This is a genomic window from Streptomyces sp. NBC_00377 (assembly GCF_036075115.1).
Lineage (GTDB): Bacteria > Actinomycetota > Actinomycetes > Streptomycetales > Streptomycetaceae > Streptomyces.
Genome location: NZ_CP107958.1, coordinates 8,987,775 through 9,008,115 on the forward strand (window position 1 = coordinate 8,987,775; position 20,341 = coordinate 9,008,115).

The 20,341-nt window shown below is 69.5% G+C and carries 17 protein-coding genes and 1 pseudogene; 5 read left to right on the forward strand and 13 right to left on the reverse strand.

Annotated features, from left to right (window positions below):
• Nucleotides 1–23 precede the first annotated feature (23 nt).
• The 11 genes from OHS71_RS39980 to OHS71_RS40030 all read right to left on the reverse strand — a co-directional run bounded on the left by OHS71_RS39980 (nt 24) and on the right by OHS71_RS40030 (nt 12,517).
• Nucleotides 24–1,907 (reverse strand): MFS transporter, encoded by a 1,884-nt coding sequence (locus OHS71_RS39980; protein ID WP_328484202.1) that lies wholly within the window; start codon nt 1,905–1,907, stop codon nt 24–26.
• Nucleotides 1,908–2,369: 462 nt separating this feature from the next.
• Complete coding sequence (locus tag OHS71_RS39985; RefSeq protein WP_328484203.1) at nt 2,370–2,867, reverse strand: Hsp20/alpha crystallin family protein; 498 nt, start codon at nt 2,865–2,867, stop codon at nt 2,370–2,372.
• Between the two features lie 47 nt (nt 2,868–2,914).
• Nucleotides 2,915–4,696, reverse strand: a complete 1,782-nt coding sequence (locus OHS71_RS39990; RefSeq protein WP_328484204.1) for an FAD-dependent oxidoreductase — start codon at nt 4,694–4,696, stop codon at nt 2,915–2,917.
• On the reverse strand, nt 4,696–4,959 hold the full coding sequence (locus OHS71_RS39995) for a UBP-type zinc finger domain-containing protein (protein ID WP_020123227.1): 264 nt from the start codon (nt 4,957–4,959) through the stop codon (nt 4,696–4,698). Before OHS71_RS39995 ends, OHS71_RS39990 begins: the two co-directional genes overlap by 1 nt.
• 5 nt (nt 4,960–4,964) lie before the next feature.
• Nucleotides 4,965–5,411 (reverse strand): thioredoxin, encoded by a 447-nt coding sequence (gene trxA / locus OHS71_RS40000; protein WP_328484205.1) that lies wholly within the window; start codon nt 5,409–5,411, stop codon nt 4,965–4,967.
• Entirely contained in the window at nt 5,408–8,047 is a 2,640-nt protein-coding gene (clpB, locus tag OHS71_RS40005) for an ATP-dependent chaperone ClpB (RefSeq protein ID WP_328484206.1), read from the reverse strand. The genes trxA and clpB overlap by 4 nt, the downstream gene beginning before the upstream one ends.
• Nucleotides 8,038–8,406: a chaperone modulator CbpM gene (locus tag OHS71_RS40010; protein ID WP_328484207.1), complete on the reverse strand. Its 369-nt coding sequence runs from the start codon at nt 8,404–8,406 to the stop codon at nt 8,038–8,040. The genes clpB and OHS71_RS40010 overlap by 10 nt, the downstream gene beginning before the upstream one ends.
• On the reverse strand, nt 8,406–9,344 hold the full coding sequence (locus OHS71_RS40015; RefSeq protein WP_328484208.1) for a J domain-containing protein: 939 nt from the start codon (nt 9,342–9,344) through the stop codon (nt 8,406–8,408). The genes OHS71_RS40010 and OHS71_RS40015 overlap by 1 nt, the downstream gene beginning before the upstream one ends.
• Before the next feature lie 6 nt (nt 9,345–9,350).
• A complete protein-coding gene (gene grpE, locus OHS71_RS40020; protein WP_328484209.1) occupies nt 9,351–9,935 on the reverse strand; it encodes a nucleotide exchange factor GrpE in 585 nt (194 codons plus the stop codon).
• Between the two features lie 10 nt (nt 9,936–9,945).
• Nucleotides 9,946–11,859 carry a molecular chaperone DnaK gene (gene dnaK, locus OHS71_RS40025; protein WP_328484210.1) on the reverse strand — a complete coding sequence of 638 codons (1,914 nt, stop codon included), beginning with the start codon at nt 11,857–11,859 and terminating at the stop codon, nt 9,946–9,948.
• A 67-nt stretch (nt 11,860–11,926) separates the two neighbouring features.
• Nucleotides 11,927–12,517, reverse strand: a complete 591-nt coding sequence (locus OHS71_RS40030) for a general stress protein (protein WP_328484211.1) — start codon at nt 12,515–12,517, stop codon at nt 11,927–11,929.
• Between the two features lie 182 nt (nt 12,518–12,699).
• Here OHS71_RS40030 and OHS71_RS40035 point away from each other — a divergent pair, with 182 nt between their 5' ends.
• Together OHS71_RS40035 and OHS71_RS40040 are read left to right on the forward strand one after the other, a co-directional pair.
• On the forward strand, nt 12,700–14,460 hold the full coding sequence (locus OHS71_RS40035; RefSeq protein ID WP_328484212.1) for a PucR family transcriptional regulator: 1,761 nt from the start codon (nt 12,700–12,702) through the stop codon (nt 14,458–14,460).
• Between the two features lie 219 nt (nt 14,461–14,679).
• Nucleotides 14,680–15,717 carry an acetate/propionate family kinase gene (locus tag OHS71_RS40040; protein WP_328484213.1) on the forward strand — a complete coding sequence of 346 codons (1,038 nt, stop codon included), beginning with the start codon at nt 14,680–14,682 and terminating at the stop codon, nt 15,715–15,717.
• A gap of 481 nt (nt 15,718–16,198) precedes the next feature.
• Here OHS71_RS40040 and OHS71_RS40045 read toward each other — a convergent pair whose 3' ends face one another.
• Complete coding sequence (locus OHS71_RS40045; RefSeq protein WP_328484214.1) at nt 16,199–16,738, reverse strand: GNAT family N-acetyltransferase; 540 nt, start codon at nt 16,736–16,738, stop codon at nt 16,199–16,201.
• Nucleotides 16,739–17,050: 312 nt separating this feature from the next.
• Between OHS71_RS40045 and OHS71_RS40050 the strand changes: the two genes are divergently transcribed.
• Nucleotides 17,051–17,848: a maleylpyruvate isomerase N-terminal domain-containing protein gene (locus OHS71_RS40050; RefSeq protein WP_328484215.1), complete on the forward strand. Its 798-nt coding sequence runs from the start codon at nt 17,051–17,053 to the stop codon at nt 17,846–17,848.
• A 115-nt stretch (nt 17,849–17,963) separates the two neighbouring features.
• Nucleotides 17,964–18,506: pseudogene (locus OHS71_RS40055) on the forward strand (IS5 family transposase); the annotation flags it as partial.
• Between the two features lie 7 nt (nt 18,507–18,513).
• On the opposite strand, the gene OHS71_RS40060 reads toward OHS71_RS40055, so the two are convergent.
• Nucleotides 18,514–19,260 (reverse strand): 3-keto-5-aminohexanoate cleavage protein, encoded by a 747-nt coding sequence (locus tag OHS71_RS40060; protein WP_328484216.1) that lies wholly within the window; start codon nt 19,258–19,260, stop codon nt 18,514–18,516.
• A gap of 563 nt (nt 19,261–19,823) precedes the next feature.
• On the opposite strand from OHS71_RS40060, the gene OHS71_RS40065 reads away from it, so the two are divergent.
• The gene (locus OHS71_RS40065) at nt 19,824–20,027 is read left to right on the forward strand and encodes a cold-shock protein (protein WP_007387007.1); all 204 of its coding nucleotides are present in this window, start codon (nt 19,824–19,826) and stop codon (nt 20,025–20,027) included.
• Nucleotides 20,028–20,341: the final 314 nt, after the last annotated feature.

Below are 20,341 nucleotides of genomic sequence, written 5' to 3' on the forward strand. Positions count from 1 at the left end.
TGGTGCTCTGTGCGCCGGCCGGGTCAGTCCGACGGCGCGTAGCTGCCGTTCGCAAGGCTCTTGGCCCGGGACTCCCGCTCGGCCTCACGCAGGGCGCGGCGGAAGCGGCCGGGGCCCCAGGAACGGCCGCCCACGGCCTGTTCGAGTCGGTCGCGGCTCGTCGGGCCGGCTTCGTGGAGTGCGTGGGTGATCTGTTGGATCTCGTCGTCGAGGCCTTGTTCGGCCATGGCGGACGTACGGCTCGCCGTGCCCGCGGTGCCGGCCATCCCCGGCGAGTACAGAGTGCTGCCCGGTCCGGTGCCCGGGCGGTAGCGGCGGGTTCCGGCGCGCTCCCGCTCCCGGCGGCGGGCGGTGCGGTCGGCGATACGCAGGTCCCGCTCGTGCGCGGCCTGCCGGACGTGCGCGGGCCGGATGTGGTCCCGTGCCTCCTGTGGCGCGGGCTCGTCGCGCGAGGCCGCCTCGGCTTCCTCAGCGGTGAGCGGCCGGGCGATGTTCTCCAGGGACTGTTGTTCGGCCCGGACACCGAAGAACACCTCGGCCAGCCCGCCCAGCGCCATGGCTGCCGCTCCGACGAGGAAGCCGATGGCCACCAGGTTGGCATCGCCACTGTGGATCAGGTGGCCGAACAGCAGCGGGCCGGTGATTCCGCCCACGGCCGTGCCGATCGCGAAGAACAGCGAGATGGACAGGGCTCGGGTCTCCATGGGGAAGACCTCGCTCACCGTCAGGTAGGCCGAGCTCGCTCCCGCGGACGCCACGAAGAAGGTCAGCGAGACCAGCAGGAAGAACGACCATGTCGTCAGGGAGTCGTTGATCAGCAGGACGGCGAGGACGGCTGCCACGGCTGCCGAGCCGAAGTAGGTGCCCGCGATCATCGGCTTCCTGCCGACGGTGTCGAACAGTCGGCCGAGAAGGAGTGGTCCGAGGAAGTTGACGATCGCGAAGATGGCAAGGTAGTAGGGGATCGAGCCGGAGCCGATGTCGAAGAAGCCGTTCAGGATCGTGCCCAGGTCGAAGACGATCGCGTTGTACAGGAACGCCTGTCCGACGAAGAGCGCCAGACCGAGAAGGGCGCGACGCGGGTACCGCCGCAGAGCCACGGCGGCGATCTCCCTGAACGGGATGACGTCGCGCTGCCGTACGGTGACCGCCTCGCCCGGTTCCGGCAGATCGAGGCCGGTCTCCTGGCGCACTTCGGCCTCGATCTGGTCGACGATGCGTTCAGCCTCGGCTTGATGCCCGTGGATGAACAGCCAGCGCGGACTTTCCGGCACGTGGCGGCGTACCAGCATGATGCCCAGGCCCAGAATGCCGCCCAGACCGAAAGCCAGCCTCCAGCCGAGGTCCGCTGCCAGGAGACTCTCGTTGAGAAGGAGGACGGCGACCAGGCTGCCGGTCGCCGCACCGACCCAGTAGCTGCCGTTGATGGCCAGATCCACCTGCCCACGGTTGCGGGCGGGAATCAGCTCGTCGATGGCCGAGTTGATCGCGGCGTACTCTCCGCCGATGCCCATACCGGTGATGAAGCGGGCGAGGTAGAGGTACCAGGCGTCGTGGGCGAACGCGGTCGCGACCGTGGCGAGGATGTATATGCCGAGCGTGAGCATGAACAGCTTCTTGCGCCCGTAACGGTCGGTGAGCCTCCCGAACAGGAGAGCGCCCGCACATGCGCCTGCCACGTAGATGGCGGCCGCAGTGCCGATGTCGGCGCTGGTCAGGTTGATGCCGCTGTCCGGCTCGGTCATACGGGCGGCAACCGCCCCGACGATGGTCACTTCGAGCCCGTCCAGAATCCAGACGGTACCCAGACCGATGACGATCCGCCAATGGAATCGGGACCACGGAAGCCGGTCGAGCCGGGCCGGGACCTTGGTCGTGACGACACCGAGTTCGGCAGTGGTGGTCATGCCATGCCTCCTCGTTGAGGGCCATGGGCTGTCACCTGGAGAGGGACAGAACGGGCCGAAACGGGCAGATCTGCATAGGGTGGTCTGCTGTGCTGCGCTGCCACCTTCTGGGACACCGTTTTCGCTTTCTCCACGAGGGCGACACGATGCGCTGGCACTGCGCGCGTGGGTGTGGAGCGCAGGGAAGCAAGCGATATCCGACGGCCCAGGACGCCGAGCGCTACGCCCGTGCATTCGACCGCGAGGACCAGGTGGACCTGGGCCGACGAGCACCGCTGGGTCTGCTCCCCCTTCGGCTGCTGCGCGCCTGGCGCCTGCGGGGCCGAAAGGAAGCCGGTGGGGAGCCACCTGCCGCGTCTCCGCCGTCGTGAGGGGGTACGTCGTTCATGAGCCCCGCGGTGTCGAGCCTCGCCGGCCCGGCCGCGGTGCCGGACATGTGTCCGGAACCGCGGCGTTCGGGTCTCAGCCCTTGCTCTCGGAGCTTTCACTCGTCTCGCTGATCTCGACGTGCCGGGGCTTTGCGACCTCGGCCTTGGGGACGGTGATGCTGAGCACGCCGTCCGAGATCTGCGCGTTGATCTTTTCGGTGTCGATCTCCCCGGGCAGCCGCAGGCGGTACTCGAAGGATCCGGTGCGGCGGGTGCTCCGGCGCAGGACGCCTTTGCGTTCCTTCTCCTTGATCTCTCCGGTGACCACCAGCTCCTGGCCGTTCGCCTCGACGTTGATGTCCTTTTTCTTGACGCCGGGGAGTTCGATCTCGACGTGGAAGGCGTCGTCGGATTCCGTGACATCCGCCAGGGGAGTCCACGCGACTGCGGCCGCCGCGCTTCCCACCGTGGATTCCATCAGCCCGCTCATCTCGCTGAGCAGTTGATCGAACTCCGTCAGCGGATTGCGTGCCCAGCCGACGGGCCTGTCCTGCATCGCGCCACCTCGGTGGCGCCGGACGGGCGTGGCCATGGCCATCGCCTCCTTCTCCTTCTCGTGGTGTCGTCGCCCGCTGGGCGTCATGCGAGCCAAGCGGACTGTTTCGGACGGGTGTGCGGGGAGGTGTCGGTGTTGCCGAGCGCGGCGGTGCGGCCCAGGTAGCGGTGCACGAAGTGGATGCTCATCGAGCCTTCGCCGACCGCGGAGGCCACGCGCTTCACCGAGCCGCTGCGCACATCGCCGGCGGCGAAGACGCCGGGCAGGCTGGTCTCCAACGTCAGGCAGTCGCGGCCCTGGCTCTGCCACACTTCGGGAACGGAGCAGGCCTGCGCCTCCGCCCCGGTGAGCACGAAGCCGCGCGCATCGAGAGCGAGCACGCCGGACAGCCAATCGGTGTGCGGGTCGGCGCCGGTGAAGACGAACAGGGCCCGCACCTCGAGGTGGCGGTGCTCGCCCGTACGGTGGTCGACCACGGTGACCGCCTCGAGCGTCTTGTCGCCCAGTGCCTCGGTCACCTCGGTGTGCAGCAGCACCCGCACTCGGGGGTGGCGCTCGATCTGATCGATCAGATAGCGGGACATGTGCGCCTCGAGGCTCGGACCACGGACGAGCAGATACACCTGCGGTACGTATCCGGCCAGGAAGAGCACCGCCTGGCCCGCGGAGTTGCCGCCGCCGACCACCGCCACCGGGTCGGTACGGCACTGCTGGGCCTCGTAGACGGTCGCCGAGTAGTGGACGCTCGAGCCCTCCAAAGGCTCGATGCCGGGCACACGGAGGCGGCGGTAGCGGGCACCGGTGGCCAGGACGACGGTACGGGCGGTGACCTCGCTGCCGTCGGCGAACCCGACGGCGTAGTGGTCGTCCCGCCGTTCGAGCCGGGCCGCCTCCGCCGGGACGCTGATCCGGGCGCCGAATTTCTCCGCCTGGAGCACGGCGCGCTCGGTGAGTTCGGCGCCGGAGATGCCTGAAGGGAAGCCGAGCAGATTCTCGATGCGGGACGACGTCCCGGCCTGGCCGCCGGTGGCCAGCGCCTCGACCACGGTCGTGCCGAGGCCCTCCGAGGCGGCGTTCACCGCGGCGGCGAGACCGGCCGGACCGGAGCCGACGATGAGGAGGTCGCCGCGGCCGTTGCCCGGTTCCAGGGCCGGCAGGCCGATGAACCGTGCCAGTTCGGCGTTGCTCGGATTGCGCAGCAGGGTCGTGTCCCGCCAGATGACCAGCGGCGTCTGCTCCGGCCCGACCCCGAAGCGGCGCAGCAGTGCCTCGGCCTCCTTGTCCGTCTCCAGATCGATCCAGCGGTGCGGCAGCCGGTTGCGGGCGGCGAACTCGCGCAGCCGACGGGTGTCGGGCGAGTAGCGCGAGCCGATGATGCGGAAACCGGCGCCCTGTCCGACGAGCAGAGCGCGGCGCCCCAGGCAGGCGCGCAGCACCACATCGCCGAGGGTGGCGTCCCGGGTCACCAGGTCACGGAGCTGGTCCATGGACAGGGCGAGGATCTCGCCGGGGTCCCTGACCACAGCGGTGTAGAACGCCACCTGTCCGTTCAGGAGGCCGAGTTCGCCGATGAAGCGGCCAGGGCCGTGCACACGCAGCAGGTGTTCATCGGGCGTGCCGTAGTTCTCGACGATGGCGACAGAGCCACTGAGGACGACATAGAACGTCTCGCACCGCTCCCCCTCCCGGATCAGCTCGTCACCGGCGTCAACCGCACGCCGCCGGCCGTGCTGCGCCAGGCGGGCGATCTGGTCGTCTTTCAGGCGGGGATAGGCGCCGTAGATGTCAGGAGTCTCGAAGGGGACGCTCTCCTGCTCCTCGTCCGGCACCGGCGGCATGTCGGGCCGCGTCTCGTCGCCGGGCATCACACGAACGCCTCGTGGACGTAGCACCACCGCCAGTCCTCGCCGGGCTGGAACGACTGCACGATCGGATGGGCGTCGGCAGCTGCGTGCTTACGCGCGTGCTTGTTCGGTGAGGAGTCGCAGCAGCCGACGTGGCCGCAGGTCAGGCAGAGCCTGAGGTGGACCCACGGGGAGCCGAGCAGCAGGCACTCCTGGCACCCTTCTGGGGTCAGCGGCTGGACCGGCCGGACAAGCGCGAGGTGGGGATCTGCGTGCAGGGTCATGTGGATCACTCTTTCCGGGCCGCGATCGACTGCTCCACCCACCGCCGAAGGGCAGGGGCAGGTGCGGCACCCGCCTGCCGGGCGATGGTCTGTCCTTTGTCGAGGACCAGCAGCGTCGGTACCGCCTGGACCTCGAACCGCTGTGCCAGACGCGGGTTCTTGTCGATGTCGACCTTGACCAGCTTGATCGTTCCTGCCAGGTCGGTGGCGACCTGCTCCAGCGCGGGGCTGACCATGCGACAGGGGCCGCACCAGGTGGCCCACAGGTCGACGACGACGGGCACGGTGGCCTGCTCGACGACTTCGGTGAAGTCGTCGTCGCCCGCATCGGCCATCCACGGCAGCGGCTGCTTGCAGTTGCCGCACGTGGGGCGGCCCTCGGCGGCCACCGGCACCCGGTTGGTGCGCCCGCAGTGCGGGCAGACGACGTTGGTGGCTTGCAGGGTGCTCATGCCGCCCTCGCTTCCTTCACATCCTCGGGCTTGTCGTAGGTGACCACCAGTTCTCCGTGCTCGGCGTCGACGCGGACCGTCGCGCCGTCCTGGACGTCACCGCGCAGCAGGGCGCGCCCGACCATGGTCTCGACCTCGTGGGAGATGTAACGCCGCAGCGGCCGGGCCCCGTACACCGGGTCGTAGCCCTGGTGGGCGATCAACTTCCGTGCTGCTTCCGTGAGTTCGACGGTGATGCGGCGTTCGGCGAGGCGCCGGCGCAGCTCGTCGAACTGTAGCTCGACGATCCGCTCGATCTGCTGCTCGCCGAGCGGCTTGAACAGCACGATGTCGTCGACGCGGTTGAGGAACTCCGGGCGGAAGTGTCCGCGCAGCTCGCCCATCACCAGGGCGCGGGCGTCCGGTTTGATCTCACCCTCGGCGGTGGCGCCGTCGAGCAGGTGCTCGGAGCCGATGTTGGACGTCATGATGATCACGGTGTTGCGGAAGTCGACGGTGCGGCCCTGAGCGTCGGTGATGCGGCCGTCGTCGAGGATCTGAAGCAGGGTGTTGAAGACGTCGGTGTGCGCCTTCTCGATCTCGTCGAACAGCACGACCGAGTAGGGCTTGCGGCGTACGGCCTCGGTGAGCTGGCCGCCTTCCTCGTAGCCGACGTATCCGGGCGGTGCGCCCATGAGCCGGCTGACGGTGTGCCGCTCCTGGTACTCGCTCATGTCGAGGCGGACCATGTTGTCCTCGGAGTCGAACAGGGCCCGGGCGAGGGTCTTGGCCAGCTCGGTCTTTCCCACACCGGTGGGGCCGAGGAAGATGAACGACCCGATGGGCCGGCGCGGGTCGCGAATGCCGGAACGGGCCCGGATAACGGCGTCGGCCACCAGCTTGACCGCCTCGTCCTGGCCGATGACGCGCTCGCGCAGGATCTCGTCGAGGCGCAGCAGCTTCTCGCGTTCGCCCTCCTGGAGGCGGCTGACGGGGATGCCGGTCCAGGCGGCGACGATCTCGGCGATCTCCTCCTCGGTGACGACCTCCCGCAGCAGTCGGTTCTGGCCCTGCCTGGCGGTCAGTTGTTCCTCCTCGGCGGCCAGCCGGCGCTCGAGGTCCTGGAGGCGGCCGTAGCGGAGTTCGGCGGCGCGGTTGAGGTCGTAGGCGCGTTCGGCCTCTTCCGCCTCGTGGCGGACCTGCTCCAGTTCCTGGCGCAGCTCCTGCACGCGGCGGATGGCCTGCCGTTCCGCCTCCCACTGGGCGTGTTTGGCGTCGGCCTCGGCGCGCAGGTCGGCCAGTTCCTTGCGCAGTTCTTCGAGGCGGGTTTCGCTGGCGGGGTCGGTCTCCTTGGAGAGGGCGGCTTCCTCGATCTCCAGGCGGGTGACGCGGCGGGTGATCTCGTCGAGTTCGGCGGGCATCGAGTCGATCTCGGTACGCAGCCGAGCGCACGCCTCGTCGACGAGGTCGATGGCCTTGTCGGGCAGGAAACGGTCGGTGATGTAGCGGTGGGAGAGCGTCGCCGCCGCGACCAGCGAGGTGTCCTGGATCTTCACGCCGTGGAAGACCTCCAGGCGTTCACGCAGGCCGCGCAGTATGGAGATGGTGTCCTCCACGCTGGGCTCCTCGACCAGGACCTGCTGGAAGCGGCGCTCGAGGGCGGCGTCCTTCTCGATGTGCTTGCGGTACTCGTCGAGGGTGGTGGCGCCGATCATGTGCAGTTCGCCGCGGGCGAGCATCGGCTTGAGCATGTTGCCCGCGTCCATGGCGCCCTCGGCGGCGCCCGCGCCGACGACGGTGTGCAGTTCGTCGACAAAGAGCAGGATGCCTCCCTGGGCGGCCTTGACCTCGGACAGCACGGCCTTGAGGCGTTCCTCGAACTCGCCGCGGTACTTGGCGCCGGCGACCAGGGAGCCCATGTCGAGGGCGAACACGATCTTGTCGCGCAGGCCCTCGGGCACGTCGCCGCGGACGATGCGCTGGGCGAGACCCTCGACGATGGCGGTCTTGCCGACGCCGGGGTCGCCGATCAGGACGGGGTTGTTCTTGGACTTGCGGCTGAGGATCTGGGTGACGCGGCGGATCTCGGCGTCCCGGCCGATGACGGGGTCCAGCCGCCCGGACCGAGCCTCGAGGACCAGGTCGCGGCCGTACTTCTCCAGGGCCTCGTAGGCCACCTCGGGGTTGGCGGAGGTCACTCGCTGGTTGCCGCGGACCTGGGTGAGCGCGCCGAGGAAGGACTCCCGGGTCACGCCGTGCTCCTTGAGCAGGCGTCCGGCGGCGGTCGCCGAGCCCTCCTCGGCCAGGGCCAGCAGCAGGTGTTCCACGGACACGTACTCGTCCTTGAGACGTTTGGCCTCCCGCTCGGCCGCGTCCAGCAGCCGGGCCAGGCGCTGGGTGACGAAGACCTGGCCCGGCGCCGCGCCCGGGCCGGTCACCTTGGGCCGACGGGAGAGCTCCTCGCGCACGGCCGCGCGCAACTCGTCGGGCTCGGTGCCCGCCTGCTGCAGCAGCCGCGGGATCAGGCCCCCCTCCTGGTCGAGGAGGGCGAGCAGCAGATGCTCGCCGTCGACCTCGGTGTGGCCCAGACGGCCGGCGGCGCTCTGCGCCTCCTGCAGGGCTTCCTGTGACTTCTGGGTCAGGCGGTTCATGTCCATGGTGGTAGATCACTCCTCACGCCTGCGCGCCGCAGCGCGGCTTCGAGCAGGCTGATGCGGTCGAGCAGGTCGAGCACCAGACCGAGGGATGCGTAGTTCAGGCACAGCCCGGTGCGCAACCGCTGGACACGGGCCAGGGCGGCCGGGGCCGTGGTGTCGAACACCAGCCGTCCTGAGGCGTCGGGGCCGGCGTCCACCAGTCCGAGGGCCACGAACCGACGGATCAGATCGGGATGGAGGCCTGAGCGGCGGGCCACGGTCTCCAGCGAGAGCCCGGGCACGGGCACGATCGTGTACCGCGCGCCCACCTCGGTCGTGCGTGCGTGGGACGGGCGGGCCTTGGCCGGTCGGTCGCTCATCACGTCCTCCTGGGGTCGAACGAGGAGACAGCGGCAAGTTCCTCCAGCAGCTCGCGCTCCCGGTCGCTCAGCCGGGGCGGCACCATGATCCGCAGCTCCGCGTACAGGTCTCCGTTCGCGCCGCGCGGGCCCGGCATGCCCTCGCCGCGCAGCCGCAGGCGCCGTCCGCTGGAGGACCCGGCGGGCACGGTCACCTTCGCCGTGGCACCGCTCGGCGTGGACACCGGCACGGTCGCGCCCAGCGCGGCCTCCCAAGGGGTGACCGGAAGCTGCACGTACACGTCCCGGCCCTCGAGGCGGAACCGGGGGTGCGGCTGGATCCGCACCCGCAGATACAGATCTCCCGCGGAACCGTCGCCGCTCCCGCGGCCGCCCTCGCCAGCCAGCCGGATGCGCTGACCGTCGGTGACGCCGGGCGGTACGTCCACCTCGTACCGCCGCTGCCCGTCGGGCCCGGCGAGGGTGACGGTGCGGCGGCCTCCGCGGTAGGCCTCCTCGACGGTGAGCGGCAGTTCGGCCTCCTGGTCGGCTCCGGGGACACGCATCCGTCCGGCGCCCCCGAACAACGAGCCGAACAGGTCGTCGACATCGACGCCCTCGGCGCCGAAGCCGCTGGTGGCGTACCGGGCCCGGGGGCCGCCCCCGGTGGACCACCGGAAACCGCTGCCGGCTCCCGCGCCGGCACCGGCACCGACCCGTTCCTCCCAGTCCTCCGGGACCTTCCGGAAGTCCTCACCGAAGCGGTCGTACCGGGCTCGCTGCTCCGGATCGGACAGGACGCTGAAGGCCTCATTGATCTCCTTGAACCGCTCCTCCGCCTCGGGATCCTTGTTGACGTCGGGGTGGTACCTGCGAGCCAGGGTGCGATAGGCCCGCTGGATCTCGTCCCGGTCGGCGGTGCGCGGAACACCGAGCACCTCGTAGAAATCGCGTGCCATGGCCGCTCACTCCCGCTTGGCGACGGTCACGGCGGCAGGCCGCAGCTGCCGCTCGGCCTCCCCGTAACCGGGTCGCAGTACCTCGACCACGGTGTTCGGATCGGCGTCGGGCTCCTGGACCACGCCGACCACCTCGTGCCGGGCGGGGTCGAACGGCACGCCGCTCTCCGCATGGCGCGGGTAGCCCAGCCGCTCCAGGACGTTCACGGCCTGGTCACGCACAGCCCGGACACCTTCGACGATCGCGCCGGGGTCGGCGGCCGCGTGGCTCAGGGCAAGCTCCAGGTTGTCGATGACGGGCAGGAAGGCCGCAGCCGTACGGGCGCGCTCGGCCTCGGCCTGTCCCTTCAGCTCCCTGGTATGGCGTTTGCGCAGGTTGTCGAGGTCGGCCAGGGCGCGGCGCCAGCCGTCCTCGGCCTCGCGCAGCGCGGCCGAGGACGCGTCGTCGCGTGTGGCGGTACCGGTTGCGGCGTCGGGCCCCGGCTCGGCCTGCTCGGCCGGCGGTCCGGGCTGCGTAAGATCCCCGCGCGGCGGCTGTACGGCGCCTTCCGGTCGCGGATCGGGCTCTGGGCCCCGGGGTGGGATGGGCATAGTGGGCACCTCAGCCCTTGTCGAACTCGGCGTCGATCACGTCGTCATCGGCCCCGGCGTCGCCCGGCGCGGCTCCGCCAGGACCGGATCCGTCCGAGCCGGTGCCCGCAGGACCGCCCGCGGCGGCTCCCGCCTGGTGGGCCCCGAGCGCCGCGAAGACCTGCTGGAGCTCGGACGTCAGTGGCCGGGCCTTGTCCGCCCCGACCTCGTTCTTGACCGCCTCGCGGGCCTCGGACACCAGCATCTCGGCGCGGGCCTTCTCGTGTGCGGGCGCGGCGTCGCCGAGCTCGCCGAGGCGCTTTTCGACCTGGTAGGCGATGGCGTCCAGTTCGTTGCGGGCGTCGACCGCCTCGCGCAGGGCCTGGTCCTCGCCCTGGTTGCGCTCGGCCTCCTGGACCATCCGCTCGACCTCGGTGCGGTCGAGGTTGGAGCTCTCGCTGATGGTGATGCCCTGCTCCTTGCCGGTGTCCTTGTCCCGCGCGGTGACGTTGAGGATGCCGTTGGCGTCGATGTCGAAGATGACCTCGATCTGCGGCTCTCCGCGCGGCGCGGGGCGGATGTCGGTGAGCTGGAAGCGACCCAGGACCCGGTTGTCGGCGGCCCTCTCACGCTCGCCCTGCAGGACGACGACGTCGACGGCGGGCTGGTTGTCCTCGGCGGTGGAGAAGGTCTCGGAGCGGCGCACCGGGATGGTGGTGTTCCGCTCGATGATCTTCGTCATCACGCCGCCGCGTGTCTCCACGCCCAGCGACAGCGGAGTGACATCGAGCAGCAGGACGTCCTTGACCTCGCCCTTGAGGACCCCGGCCTGGATCGCGGCGCCCATCGCCACGACCTCGTCGGGGTTGACGCTCATGTTGGGGTCCTTGCCGCCGGTCAGCCGCCGCACCAGGGCCTGGACGGCGGGGATGCGGGTGGAGCCGCCGACGAGGATGACCTCGTCGATGTCCTTGTCGCTGACCTTGGCGTCGTCCATGGCCTGGCGCACCGGGCCGAGGCAGCGCTCCACCAGGTCGGCGGTGATGTGCTCGAACGTGGACCGCATGATCGTCGTGGTCAGATGCTTGGGCCCGGAGGCGTCGGCGGTGATGAACGGCAGGCTGACCTGTGTCTGGGTCACCGAGCTGAGCTCGGTCTTGGCCTTCTCGGCGGCCTCGAAGAGTCGTTGCAGGGCCTGCGGGTCCTTGCGCAGGTCGATGCCGTTCTCCTTCTGGAAGCCGTCCGCGAGCTGGTCGACCAGCCGGCGGTCGAAGTCGTCGCCGCCCAGATGGCTGTCGCCCGCGGTGGACCGTACCTCCACCACGCCGTCGCCGACGTCGAGGATGCTGACGTCGAAGGTTCCGCCGCCCAGGTCGAACACGAGCACCGTCTCGTGCTCCTTCTTGTCCATGCCGTAGGCGAGGGCGGCCGCGGTCGGCTCGTTGATGATCCGCAGCACCTCCAGGCCGGCGATCCGTCCGGCGTCCTTGGTGGCGGTGCGCTGGGCGTCGTTGAAGTAGGCGGGCACCGTGATGACCGCTTCCGTGACCCGCTCTCCCAGCTGCTTGGAGGCGTCGTCGGCGAGCTTGCGCAGCACCTGCGCGCTGATCTCCTCCGGCGCGTAGAGCTTGTCGCGCACCTTGAAGCGGGCCGCCCCGCCCTCTCCCTCGACCACGTCGTACGTGACGGCCTTGGCCTCTTCGGAGATCTCGTCGAAGTGCCGGCCGATGAACCGTTTGGCCGAATAGATGGTGCCCTTGGGGTTGAGGATCGCCTGCCGACGGGCCAGCTGGCCCACCAGGCGCTCTCCGGTGTCGGTGAAGGCCACCACGGACGGCGTCGTGCGGTTGCCCTCGCTGTTGGGGACGACCGTCGGCTCTCCGCCCTCCCAGACGGCGATCACCGAGTTCGTGGTGCCCAGGTCGATTCCTACTGCTTTGGCCATGAGGAACTCCTTCCGCGACGGGCGCCTCCGTTCGGTCTCGAAGCAGCGCCCGGTCTTCCGTAATCGCTCAGGTGACGGCGGGGCCGCTCCGCGGGCGGCCGCTGCCCTTCCATGCCCCGCTGCTTGTGCCGGTACTGGTCCCGCCGGGCAGCTCGGCCAGCAGCCGCACCGCCTCGTCGGCGACCGCGTCGTCGGCGACGACGTCGTACCGGCTGGGCTGCATGAAGCTCACCGAGGCGAAGTCCCGGCGGCCACGCTGGGCCGCGTGCACCAGCAGGCCGAGCAGTGCGCCGACGAGTGCTCCGAAAATCAGCCCGTACAGGGCGAGGAGCAGTCCTGACACGACCGGGTCCAGCCAGTTCAGCAGCCCGAAGATCCATCCGATCAGTGCGCCGGGCAGGGCGCCGCTCGCCGCGCCGTGCAGGGCGGCCCCGCCGAGTCCCATGCGGCCGGTCACCTGCTCGACCAGGCGCACGTCCTGCCCGACGATGGCCACCCTCTCGACGGGGAAACCCCGATCGGACAGGTGATCGACGGCGCGTTCCGCCTCCTGGTAGGTCGTGTACGAAGCGATGGTCCTGCGGGGCTCGTTCATCTGCCAGTCCTTCCCGCCACGGCCGCCGGTGCGCCAGGCGATCGTTCCGGTCCACAGTGGCAAGAGAGCAGTGCGCTCCGCCTGCACCCCGCAGGTCAGAAATCGGCGTACTCAGTCGGTCCGTGAGAACAAGGAAAAATCCAGACAAGCCGGATGGAGCGGTCCGGGCTGGGTACTCAGGGCACGCCCAGGCGCGGATCCCACCATTCGCTTGCGCCTCCGATGACCGGAGAACGGAGTGATCCATGGCCAGCCGTCCGTCAGAGAGGCTGTGGCCGCACGATCCCGACCAGGAGGTCAGCCGCCACCCGGGCGACACCGCGGGCACCGAACCACACGACCCCCGTCAACTCGCGGCGCTGGACCCACACGGGCTGCTGACGCTGTCCCACACCCTGTTCACCTGCGCGGAGCAGAGCGAGATCGTGCGGCTGGCCATGCGGCAGGTCAGTGCCCTTGGTCCCTACCGCGCCGAGGCCGGATACCTCGCGACGGGCGACGGTTTGTCCCGCGTTCCCGGCCACGACGCGGGAGCGCCGACGGTCGACGACGCACGGATGAAGGAGCTGGACGAGGCCGACGGCTCCGTATCCCTTCCGGAGCGGTCCTGGAACTGGGCGTTCGGTCTGCGCGGGGCCGGCGGCCTGCTCGGCTACATCGTGGTCTCCTCCCGCTCCCGACCCGATGAGCAGGGGCGCTTCCTCCTGTCGACCCTCGTGGCGCTCACATCGGCGGCCCTGGCACTGGCGGCCTCGCGTGCCACGCACCGCGGCAACGCCGGTGAACTGAGCCGGCTCCGCACCGAACGGGACAAAGCGCTGCGGCAGTTGGACACCGTGCGCTCCAAGCTGAACCTGCAAAAGACCGTGCACGAGGCCCTGGCCGGCGTCGCTGCCCGGGGCGGCGGCGAGGACGCCATCACCCAGGCGCTGTACAAACTCACCGGGCTGTCCGCCCTCATCGAGGACCGGTTCGGCAACCTGCGGTCCTGGGCCGGTCCCGACCGGCCCGACCCCTACCCGGTGCGGTCCCCGACCTACCAGGAGAGGATGCTGCGACAGGTCGCGCGCGAGGCGGGCCCGGTCAGAGTCAAGGACCGGCTGATCACCCTCGCCCGGCCGCGCGGCGAACTCCTCGGCGTACTCGCCATCGAGGACCCCGAGATGACTGCCGACGAGCACACCATGTTCGCCCTGGATCACGCCCAGCGGTCGCTCGCCCAGGAGCTCATGCATCTGCGCGAACTCACCGAGGTCGAACTGCGACTGCGCCGCCAGCTGATCGACGACCTGTTGGATGGTACTGACGAGACAAGCGCCTGCGCCCGGGCCGAAGCCATCGGCCACGACCTGAAACGTACCCATTACGTGGTCGTAGTGCACTGGCCGGGCAACGCCCCTGACGATTCCTTCAACCGTGCCGTCGAGCGAGCGACGGCCACCACGGCAACCCGTTCGCTGATCACCCGTCGCGGCGACCGGGTAGTCCTGCTGACCGAAGCAAGGTCCGACGACGACGCCATGCACGCGGCGCTGGCCCATGAGCTGGTGAAGCCCAACGGAGCGATCGGGGTGAGCACCCGCTGCGACTCCCCGGAAGCCGTTCCCCGCTGCTACCAGGAGGCACTGCGGGCCCTGGAGGTGCGGCAGAACTCCCGCCGGCCCAGCGGGACGACGTTCTTCGACGACCTCGGGCTGTACCGGATCCTGGGGCCCGGCAACGATCTCCAGGAGCTCGAAGGCTTCGTGCGAGAGTGGCTCGGCCAGCTGATCGACTACGACGCAGGGCACGACACGGAACTGGTGGAAACGCTCTCGCGCTACTTCGACTGCGCAGGCAACTACGACGAGACGGCCGCCGCCCTGACCATCCACCGCAGCACCCTGCGCTACCGGCTCCAGCGCATCCGTGAGATCAGCGACCACGACCTGGCGGACGTGGACACCCGGCTCAGTCTGCAGGTGGCAACCCGCGTCTGGAAGATCATCCTGGTAGGGCGGCGCTGACTGCGGATACCCGGAAGGCGGGAGACGACCGGGGGCTTGGGAGACCTGCACCGGGCCGTTTGCTGCGCAGCGGGCGCACCGTGCCGGAGGACGCGAGTGAACTGGAGGTGTGCGATGAGTGCAGGCCATCCCCACGAGAGCCCTGAGGGTCACGTACTTGTCCTCGATGCCGGCTCAGCGAGCCTTCGTCTCACTCTGTTCACAGCGGACGGCGATCGTGTGGCGGATCAACACGGCTCGGAGCCCCCGGGGCCTGCCGCGGCGGCGGAACTGCGGAACTTCCTCAGCGAGGTGCCCACTCCTGCGGCGGTTGGTCACCGCATCGTGCACAGCGGTCCGCACCTGACTGGGCATACGCTGATCGACGCACGTGTCCGGGCTCTGCTGGCGGACGTCGCCGATCTCGCGCCGCTGCACGTGACTCCTGCCCTTCAGGTGGTCGATGCCGCACGGGTACTCCTGCCCGACGTTCCTCATGTCGCCTGCTTCGACACTGTCTTTCACAAGGATCTGCCGCCCCAGGCGCACACGTACGCCGTGCCGGAGCGATGGCGAACCGAGTACGGGCTGCGCCGGTACGGCTTCCACGGGCTTTCCTACACGTGGGCACTGCAAAGGACGTCGCAGGCCCTGGGCCGACCCGTCGACAACCTCCAGGTCGTGCTCGTGCACCTGGGCGGCGGCTGCTCGGCCTGCGCCGTCCGGAACGGACGCAGCGTGGACACCACCATGGGCCTCACTCCGCTGGAAGGACTGGTGATGAGCCGGCGCAGCGGCAGCCTGGACCCCGGCGCGTTGCTGTGGCTGCAGCGGCAGCACGGTCTGAGCACGGACGAATTGGATGACACACTCCACCGGCATTCCGGTCTGCTCGGCCTCTCCGGTACCTCGGGAGACACCCGGGATCTGGTGCGCGCCCGCGCGGAGGGTGATGCTGCGGCCGCGTTGGCGCTGGCGACGTTCACACTCAGCTGCCGCAGGGGTATCGCCTCAATGGCCGCCTCCCTGGACCGGCTGGACGCGCTGGTCTTCACCGGGGAGATCGGCGAAGACCAACCGGAGGTACGCGAGGAGATCTGCTCGGCCCTGGCTGTTCTCGGTGTACGAGGCGGGCTGCTCGTCCCCGAACTGGAGGATTTGATGCGGGAAGGTCTCCGACGCATCGATCAGGCAGGGAGCGGTGTCCCGGTCCTTGTGGTCGCAACCGGTGAGACACAGCAGATCGCCGCCGAGACCCGCCGGGTGCTCGGCATGTGACTGGTCAAGACTGTCGGTGTCAGGTCTCAGGAGAGGCTTGACCGTTTGTGCTCTGGGCATGGGTGACAGGTTCGGCTGAACGTCCGCCAACTCCGAGATGTGCGAACTGCGTCTTCGGCATCCCCGATGCGGTGCCCGGCGGATCTCCTGCGAGTTGACCGGCCGCAGGCTTGAGCCGGCACCCTCGCGGGCCACGGTCCGTCGGGTGCTGTCCCGCAACGGCCTGGTCCGCGACCAGGAGAAGCAGCATCCGCGCAAGCACCATCGGTGGCAGCGTGAGGCGCCGAATGCGCCTGTGGCAGATGGACCCGGTCGGCGGGGTGCCGCTGGCCACGGGCGGGAACTGGATGCTATCCAGGGTGGGCCCGCGAGCCGTCAGGCCGAGATCACCGGGGGTGAGCGGCTGGCCGACTCGTCGCCGGGCGCCCGTGGGGGACGTCGAGGGCTGACGGTCGGCGTATCACCTCTTTCGTGGACGGGCTCAGGAGGACGGTGTGAGTGGGGGCCGTAGGCCGAGCCACTGTTCGGCGTCCCAGGCTTGGAACCGCTCTATCTCGGTGAATCCCAGCTTTTCCGCAAGGCGCATCGAGGCGACGTTGGCGCTCTGGGTGGTGAGCACCACCGGCTCGCCGGGAAAGGCGTCGTCGAACCAGTCCAGTGCTGCCGCGCACGCCTCGGTGGCGTACCCGAATCCCCATGCCCGCGGCAGGAACAGGTAGCCGAGATCGGCCTTCCCCGCGGCAGCCGGGCGACGGTGGCCCGTTGCTCTCCTGAGCAGGATCTGGCCGATCATCGCCCCGTCGAGATCAACGACGAAGCTCCCGGGCCACCGTTCGGGCGTCGTGGGCATCTCGCGCTCAAGCTCGTCACGCGGGTGAGGGCCGCCGAGGTAGGTGTGCACCTCTGGCGACGCCAGCAGCTCGATGAACGCCGCACGGTCGCGGGCCTCGGGCTCTCGGAGGACGAGCCTGTCGGTCCTGATGGGGGCAGGTGGCCAGGCGATGGACCCTAGATCAGTCATGGTGGGCAACCTACCGCGCGCCCGCAGGCGCGCTTTCACAACTCCCGGACAACGCGGCGGCTTCGGCGTCGGATGCCACTGAGGATGGGGCGCCGCGAAGTCCTGAACGTCACACGGCGACGTGCGGAAGCGTGGTCACTCCGGGGGCTCGGGCGGAACTCTCACAGAAGAACATGTATGAGTCTGGCCGTGGGTGATGCACGGTCGGCGGTGGAGAGGGTTTTCATCGTTTCTCCGTGAGGGTGCGCGTCCGCCTGCGGCGGCTGTGAAAATCGCTGTCCGGTTGCTGGAAGGCGGTGATAGAGAGTCCGGGTGACAACGACACTTGAGTTTCCCGCTCTGCTGCGACTGATCGATGAACGGTCGGCCGCCTTCCGCGCCGCGGTCGCCGCCGCGCCCAGCCTCGACGTGCGGGTGCCGACCTGCCCCGAGTGGACGCTGTTCGATCTGGCGGAGCACATCGGGGAGGGGCGCCGCGACTGGGCCGCCACCGTTGCCGCAGGGCCTGCTCCGGCCAAGTCGGCAGCGCAGGGCGCCCCCGCTGCGCCCCGGGAGCGCGAGGCGCTGCTGGCCTGGTTGGCGGAGTCCACGGAGCAACTGCTGGACGCACTGCGCAAGGCCGGCCCGGATCGCGGTTGCTGGACGTGGTGGGAGACGTCGCAGTCGCCGCAGACCTGCGGTGCCGTAGCTCGCCACCAGCTCCAGCAGATCGCGGTGCACACCTACGACGCGCAGATCACCGTAGGTGCCCCGCAGCCGCTGCCGGCCGAGGTGGCACTCGACGGTGTCGACGAGTTCCTGTCCACCTGCGTGGCAACGACGAGTGCCTGGCCGCACAAGCCCGCTGCTGTCGACTTCCACGCCTGCGAGGGCCGCTCCTGGCGCCTCTCGCTCTCCGCCGACGGCGCACGGACCACCCTTCTTCCCGGGCCCGGCACCATACCGGCCACCGCTGCCGGCCAGGACCCGGACGCGGCCGACGCCTCCGCCCGGGGCACTGCCGGCGAGCTGGTCCTCATCCTGTACGACCGTATCCCGTTCAACTCCCTGGAGCTCGACGGCGACCGACGTCTCTTCGACCAGCTCAGCGCCTGGGACCCGGATGAGTAGGACGTGACGATGCGCCCCCTCGTACGCCCCGAAGCATGATCAGGAATTCGGTCAAGGAACCCGGGCTGCTCAGCGAATGGCACGGGGGAGCCTTTCGTCGCCGTCCGCGCGGCAAGAACGAGGACGTATCCGGCGTCGGCACAAACTCCGGCTGAAGGCCGCCCTCCTCGGACGTTCCAGGGGTGGGCAGACCAGCAAGGTCCACCTCGCCGCCGACCGCAAGTGCCGCCCGCTGGCGTTCATCCTGACCACAGGCCAGGCGGCGGACAGCCCGCAGTTCATCCCCGTCCTGAAGAAGCTGCGGGTACGCGGGCCCGCCGGCCGACCCCGCATCCGGCCGGACGCGGTCGCCGGGGACAAGGCGTACTCGTCCTGCGGCAACCGCGCCCACCTGCGCAAACGCCGTATCAAGGCGGTCATCCCGGAGAAGAAGGACCAGGCCGCCAACCGGAAGAAGAAGGGCTCCAGAGGTGGCCGACCCGTCAGCCACGACGCCGATCTCTACAAGGAGCGGAACGCCGTCGAACGCCTGATCAACAAGCTCAAGGCATGGCGAGGCATCGCCACCCGCTACGACAAGACCCCCGAGAGTTACCTCGCAGGACTCCACCCCCGCGCCTCCATGATCTCGATGAAGGACCTCACGCGGGCCACGTGATCACGACTCAATAATGCGCAGCCTCGGGGGTGCATCCGGGTGCGTGCTGGATGATCTCGCGTGCTGCGCGGACGAGGTCTGCGTTGGTCTGGGCGGGGGTGCCGTCGGGGAGGTGGAGCACGTCTTCCAGGCCGATCCGGGTGTCCAGGCGGCGGGAGGCGGCCAGTTGGAGGATGGGCCAGGCGGCGGCGTCTTCGCCGTGGAGGAGGATCGGCGAGGTAGCGGATCCCAGGTCGTCCAGCAGGCTGGCCGCGGCGTGGAGCGCGGCCTGCGGGGTGGTGTTGGTGATTTCGGCGAGGACGCGCAGGACTCGGTGGGATTCGGGCCAGTCGAGGAGGCGCTGTGCCGCCGAGGTCCCGGAATAGACGCCGGCTTCGATGCCGATGCCCCGGTCCAGTAGAACGGCGGCGACTTGGGTGGCGCCGTCCTCGTGCCAGTTGACGGAGGCGTGGTCGGGGAGCACGGTCCAGGACCGGACCTGCGCGGCGCGGGCCTCAGGGTCCGGGGTGGCCCAGGCGCCGGTGGTGACGCCGACGGGGACGCCTGGGACGGCGGCCCGTACCGCGGTGACAGCGGCGGTGACGGCGGCGGCTTCCAGCGTGTCCTGGCCGTCGCGGTCCTTGGGGTGCAGGTGGACGTCCTGCGCGCCGGCGGCGACAGCCTCGCGGGCCGCCGTCGCCAGCTCGTGGGGGGTCACGGGGAGGTGAGCGCATGCGGCGCGGCTTCGGGCACCGTTGAGACAGACCTGCAGCATGGCGTCATCTTCTCAGGTCAGACCAGTGCCCCCTTGCAGGCGACCGGACACAGGGCGAGATCGAGTCCTGCGGATTGATCACGACTCGATACGCGACGCGGCAGCAGCAGCAGCCGCCAAGGAGGCCACGAAGGACCTCGCCGACGCCAAGGCCGAGGCGAAGAAGACCGGCGCACGGGCCACCGGGGTGCACGCCGGGCAGGAAATCCCCACCGGAATACGCGCTCTTTTGAGCACTTAACGGCGGCCGCTGTTCCTGAAACGCTGCGCTTCGGGTGGGTCAATATCTATGGCCGCGAAGTGAGGGTTTGACACGTCACGCGGAAAGTGTTTTTGCTGCAATCAGCAGGACGGACCCATTTGACGCACTCGGCCCGCCATCTCGTGCTACTGTCGACCCCAGTTGCAGTTGTGGTTCCCATAAAACTTCAAGCGCCTTCGTCAGAACTTCAGTTGATGGCGGCGTTTTCGTATGGCCGGTTGTTTCCGGACGGGGCATCATCGCAGCGACCCGGTATCCGTGCATCACGGGTCCCGGCGTACTGCCCAAGAGGAGATATGACATGGCGTCAGGCACTGTGAAGTGGTTCAACGCGGCCAAGGGTTTCGGCTTCATCGAGCAGGACGGTGGGGGCGCCGACGTATTCGCCCATTTCTCGAACATCGCCGCCCAGGGATTCCGCGAGCTGCTCGAAGGCCAGAAGGTCACCTTCGACATCGCGGCGGGCCAGAAGGGCCCGACGGCCGAGAACATCGTCCTCGCCTGACGCTGACGCGCACTTCGTAGCTGGGGCCCGCATCCCTCGGGGTGCGGGCCCCAGCTACGGACATTCCCGCAGTGGTGCGACCTGCGGGACGAGAAGCGCCCGCAGTCCCTCGTCCAGGGCCGCGCGCCTCGTCGACGGCGCAACCGGTAGGCACCCGGCGTCCGGGGATTCACGTAGATATGGCGTGAGAATCGATGCAGCCGGCGCCCGATCCAATGCACGCTCCAGATTCTTTTCCGCATTCCATTCGGTCCGTTCTTGAGATTCCCCGCGCTGCTTCTGTTGCGGGAATTCCTTGATGCGTGCCGTATCAA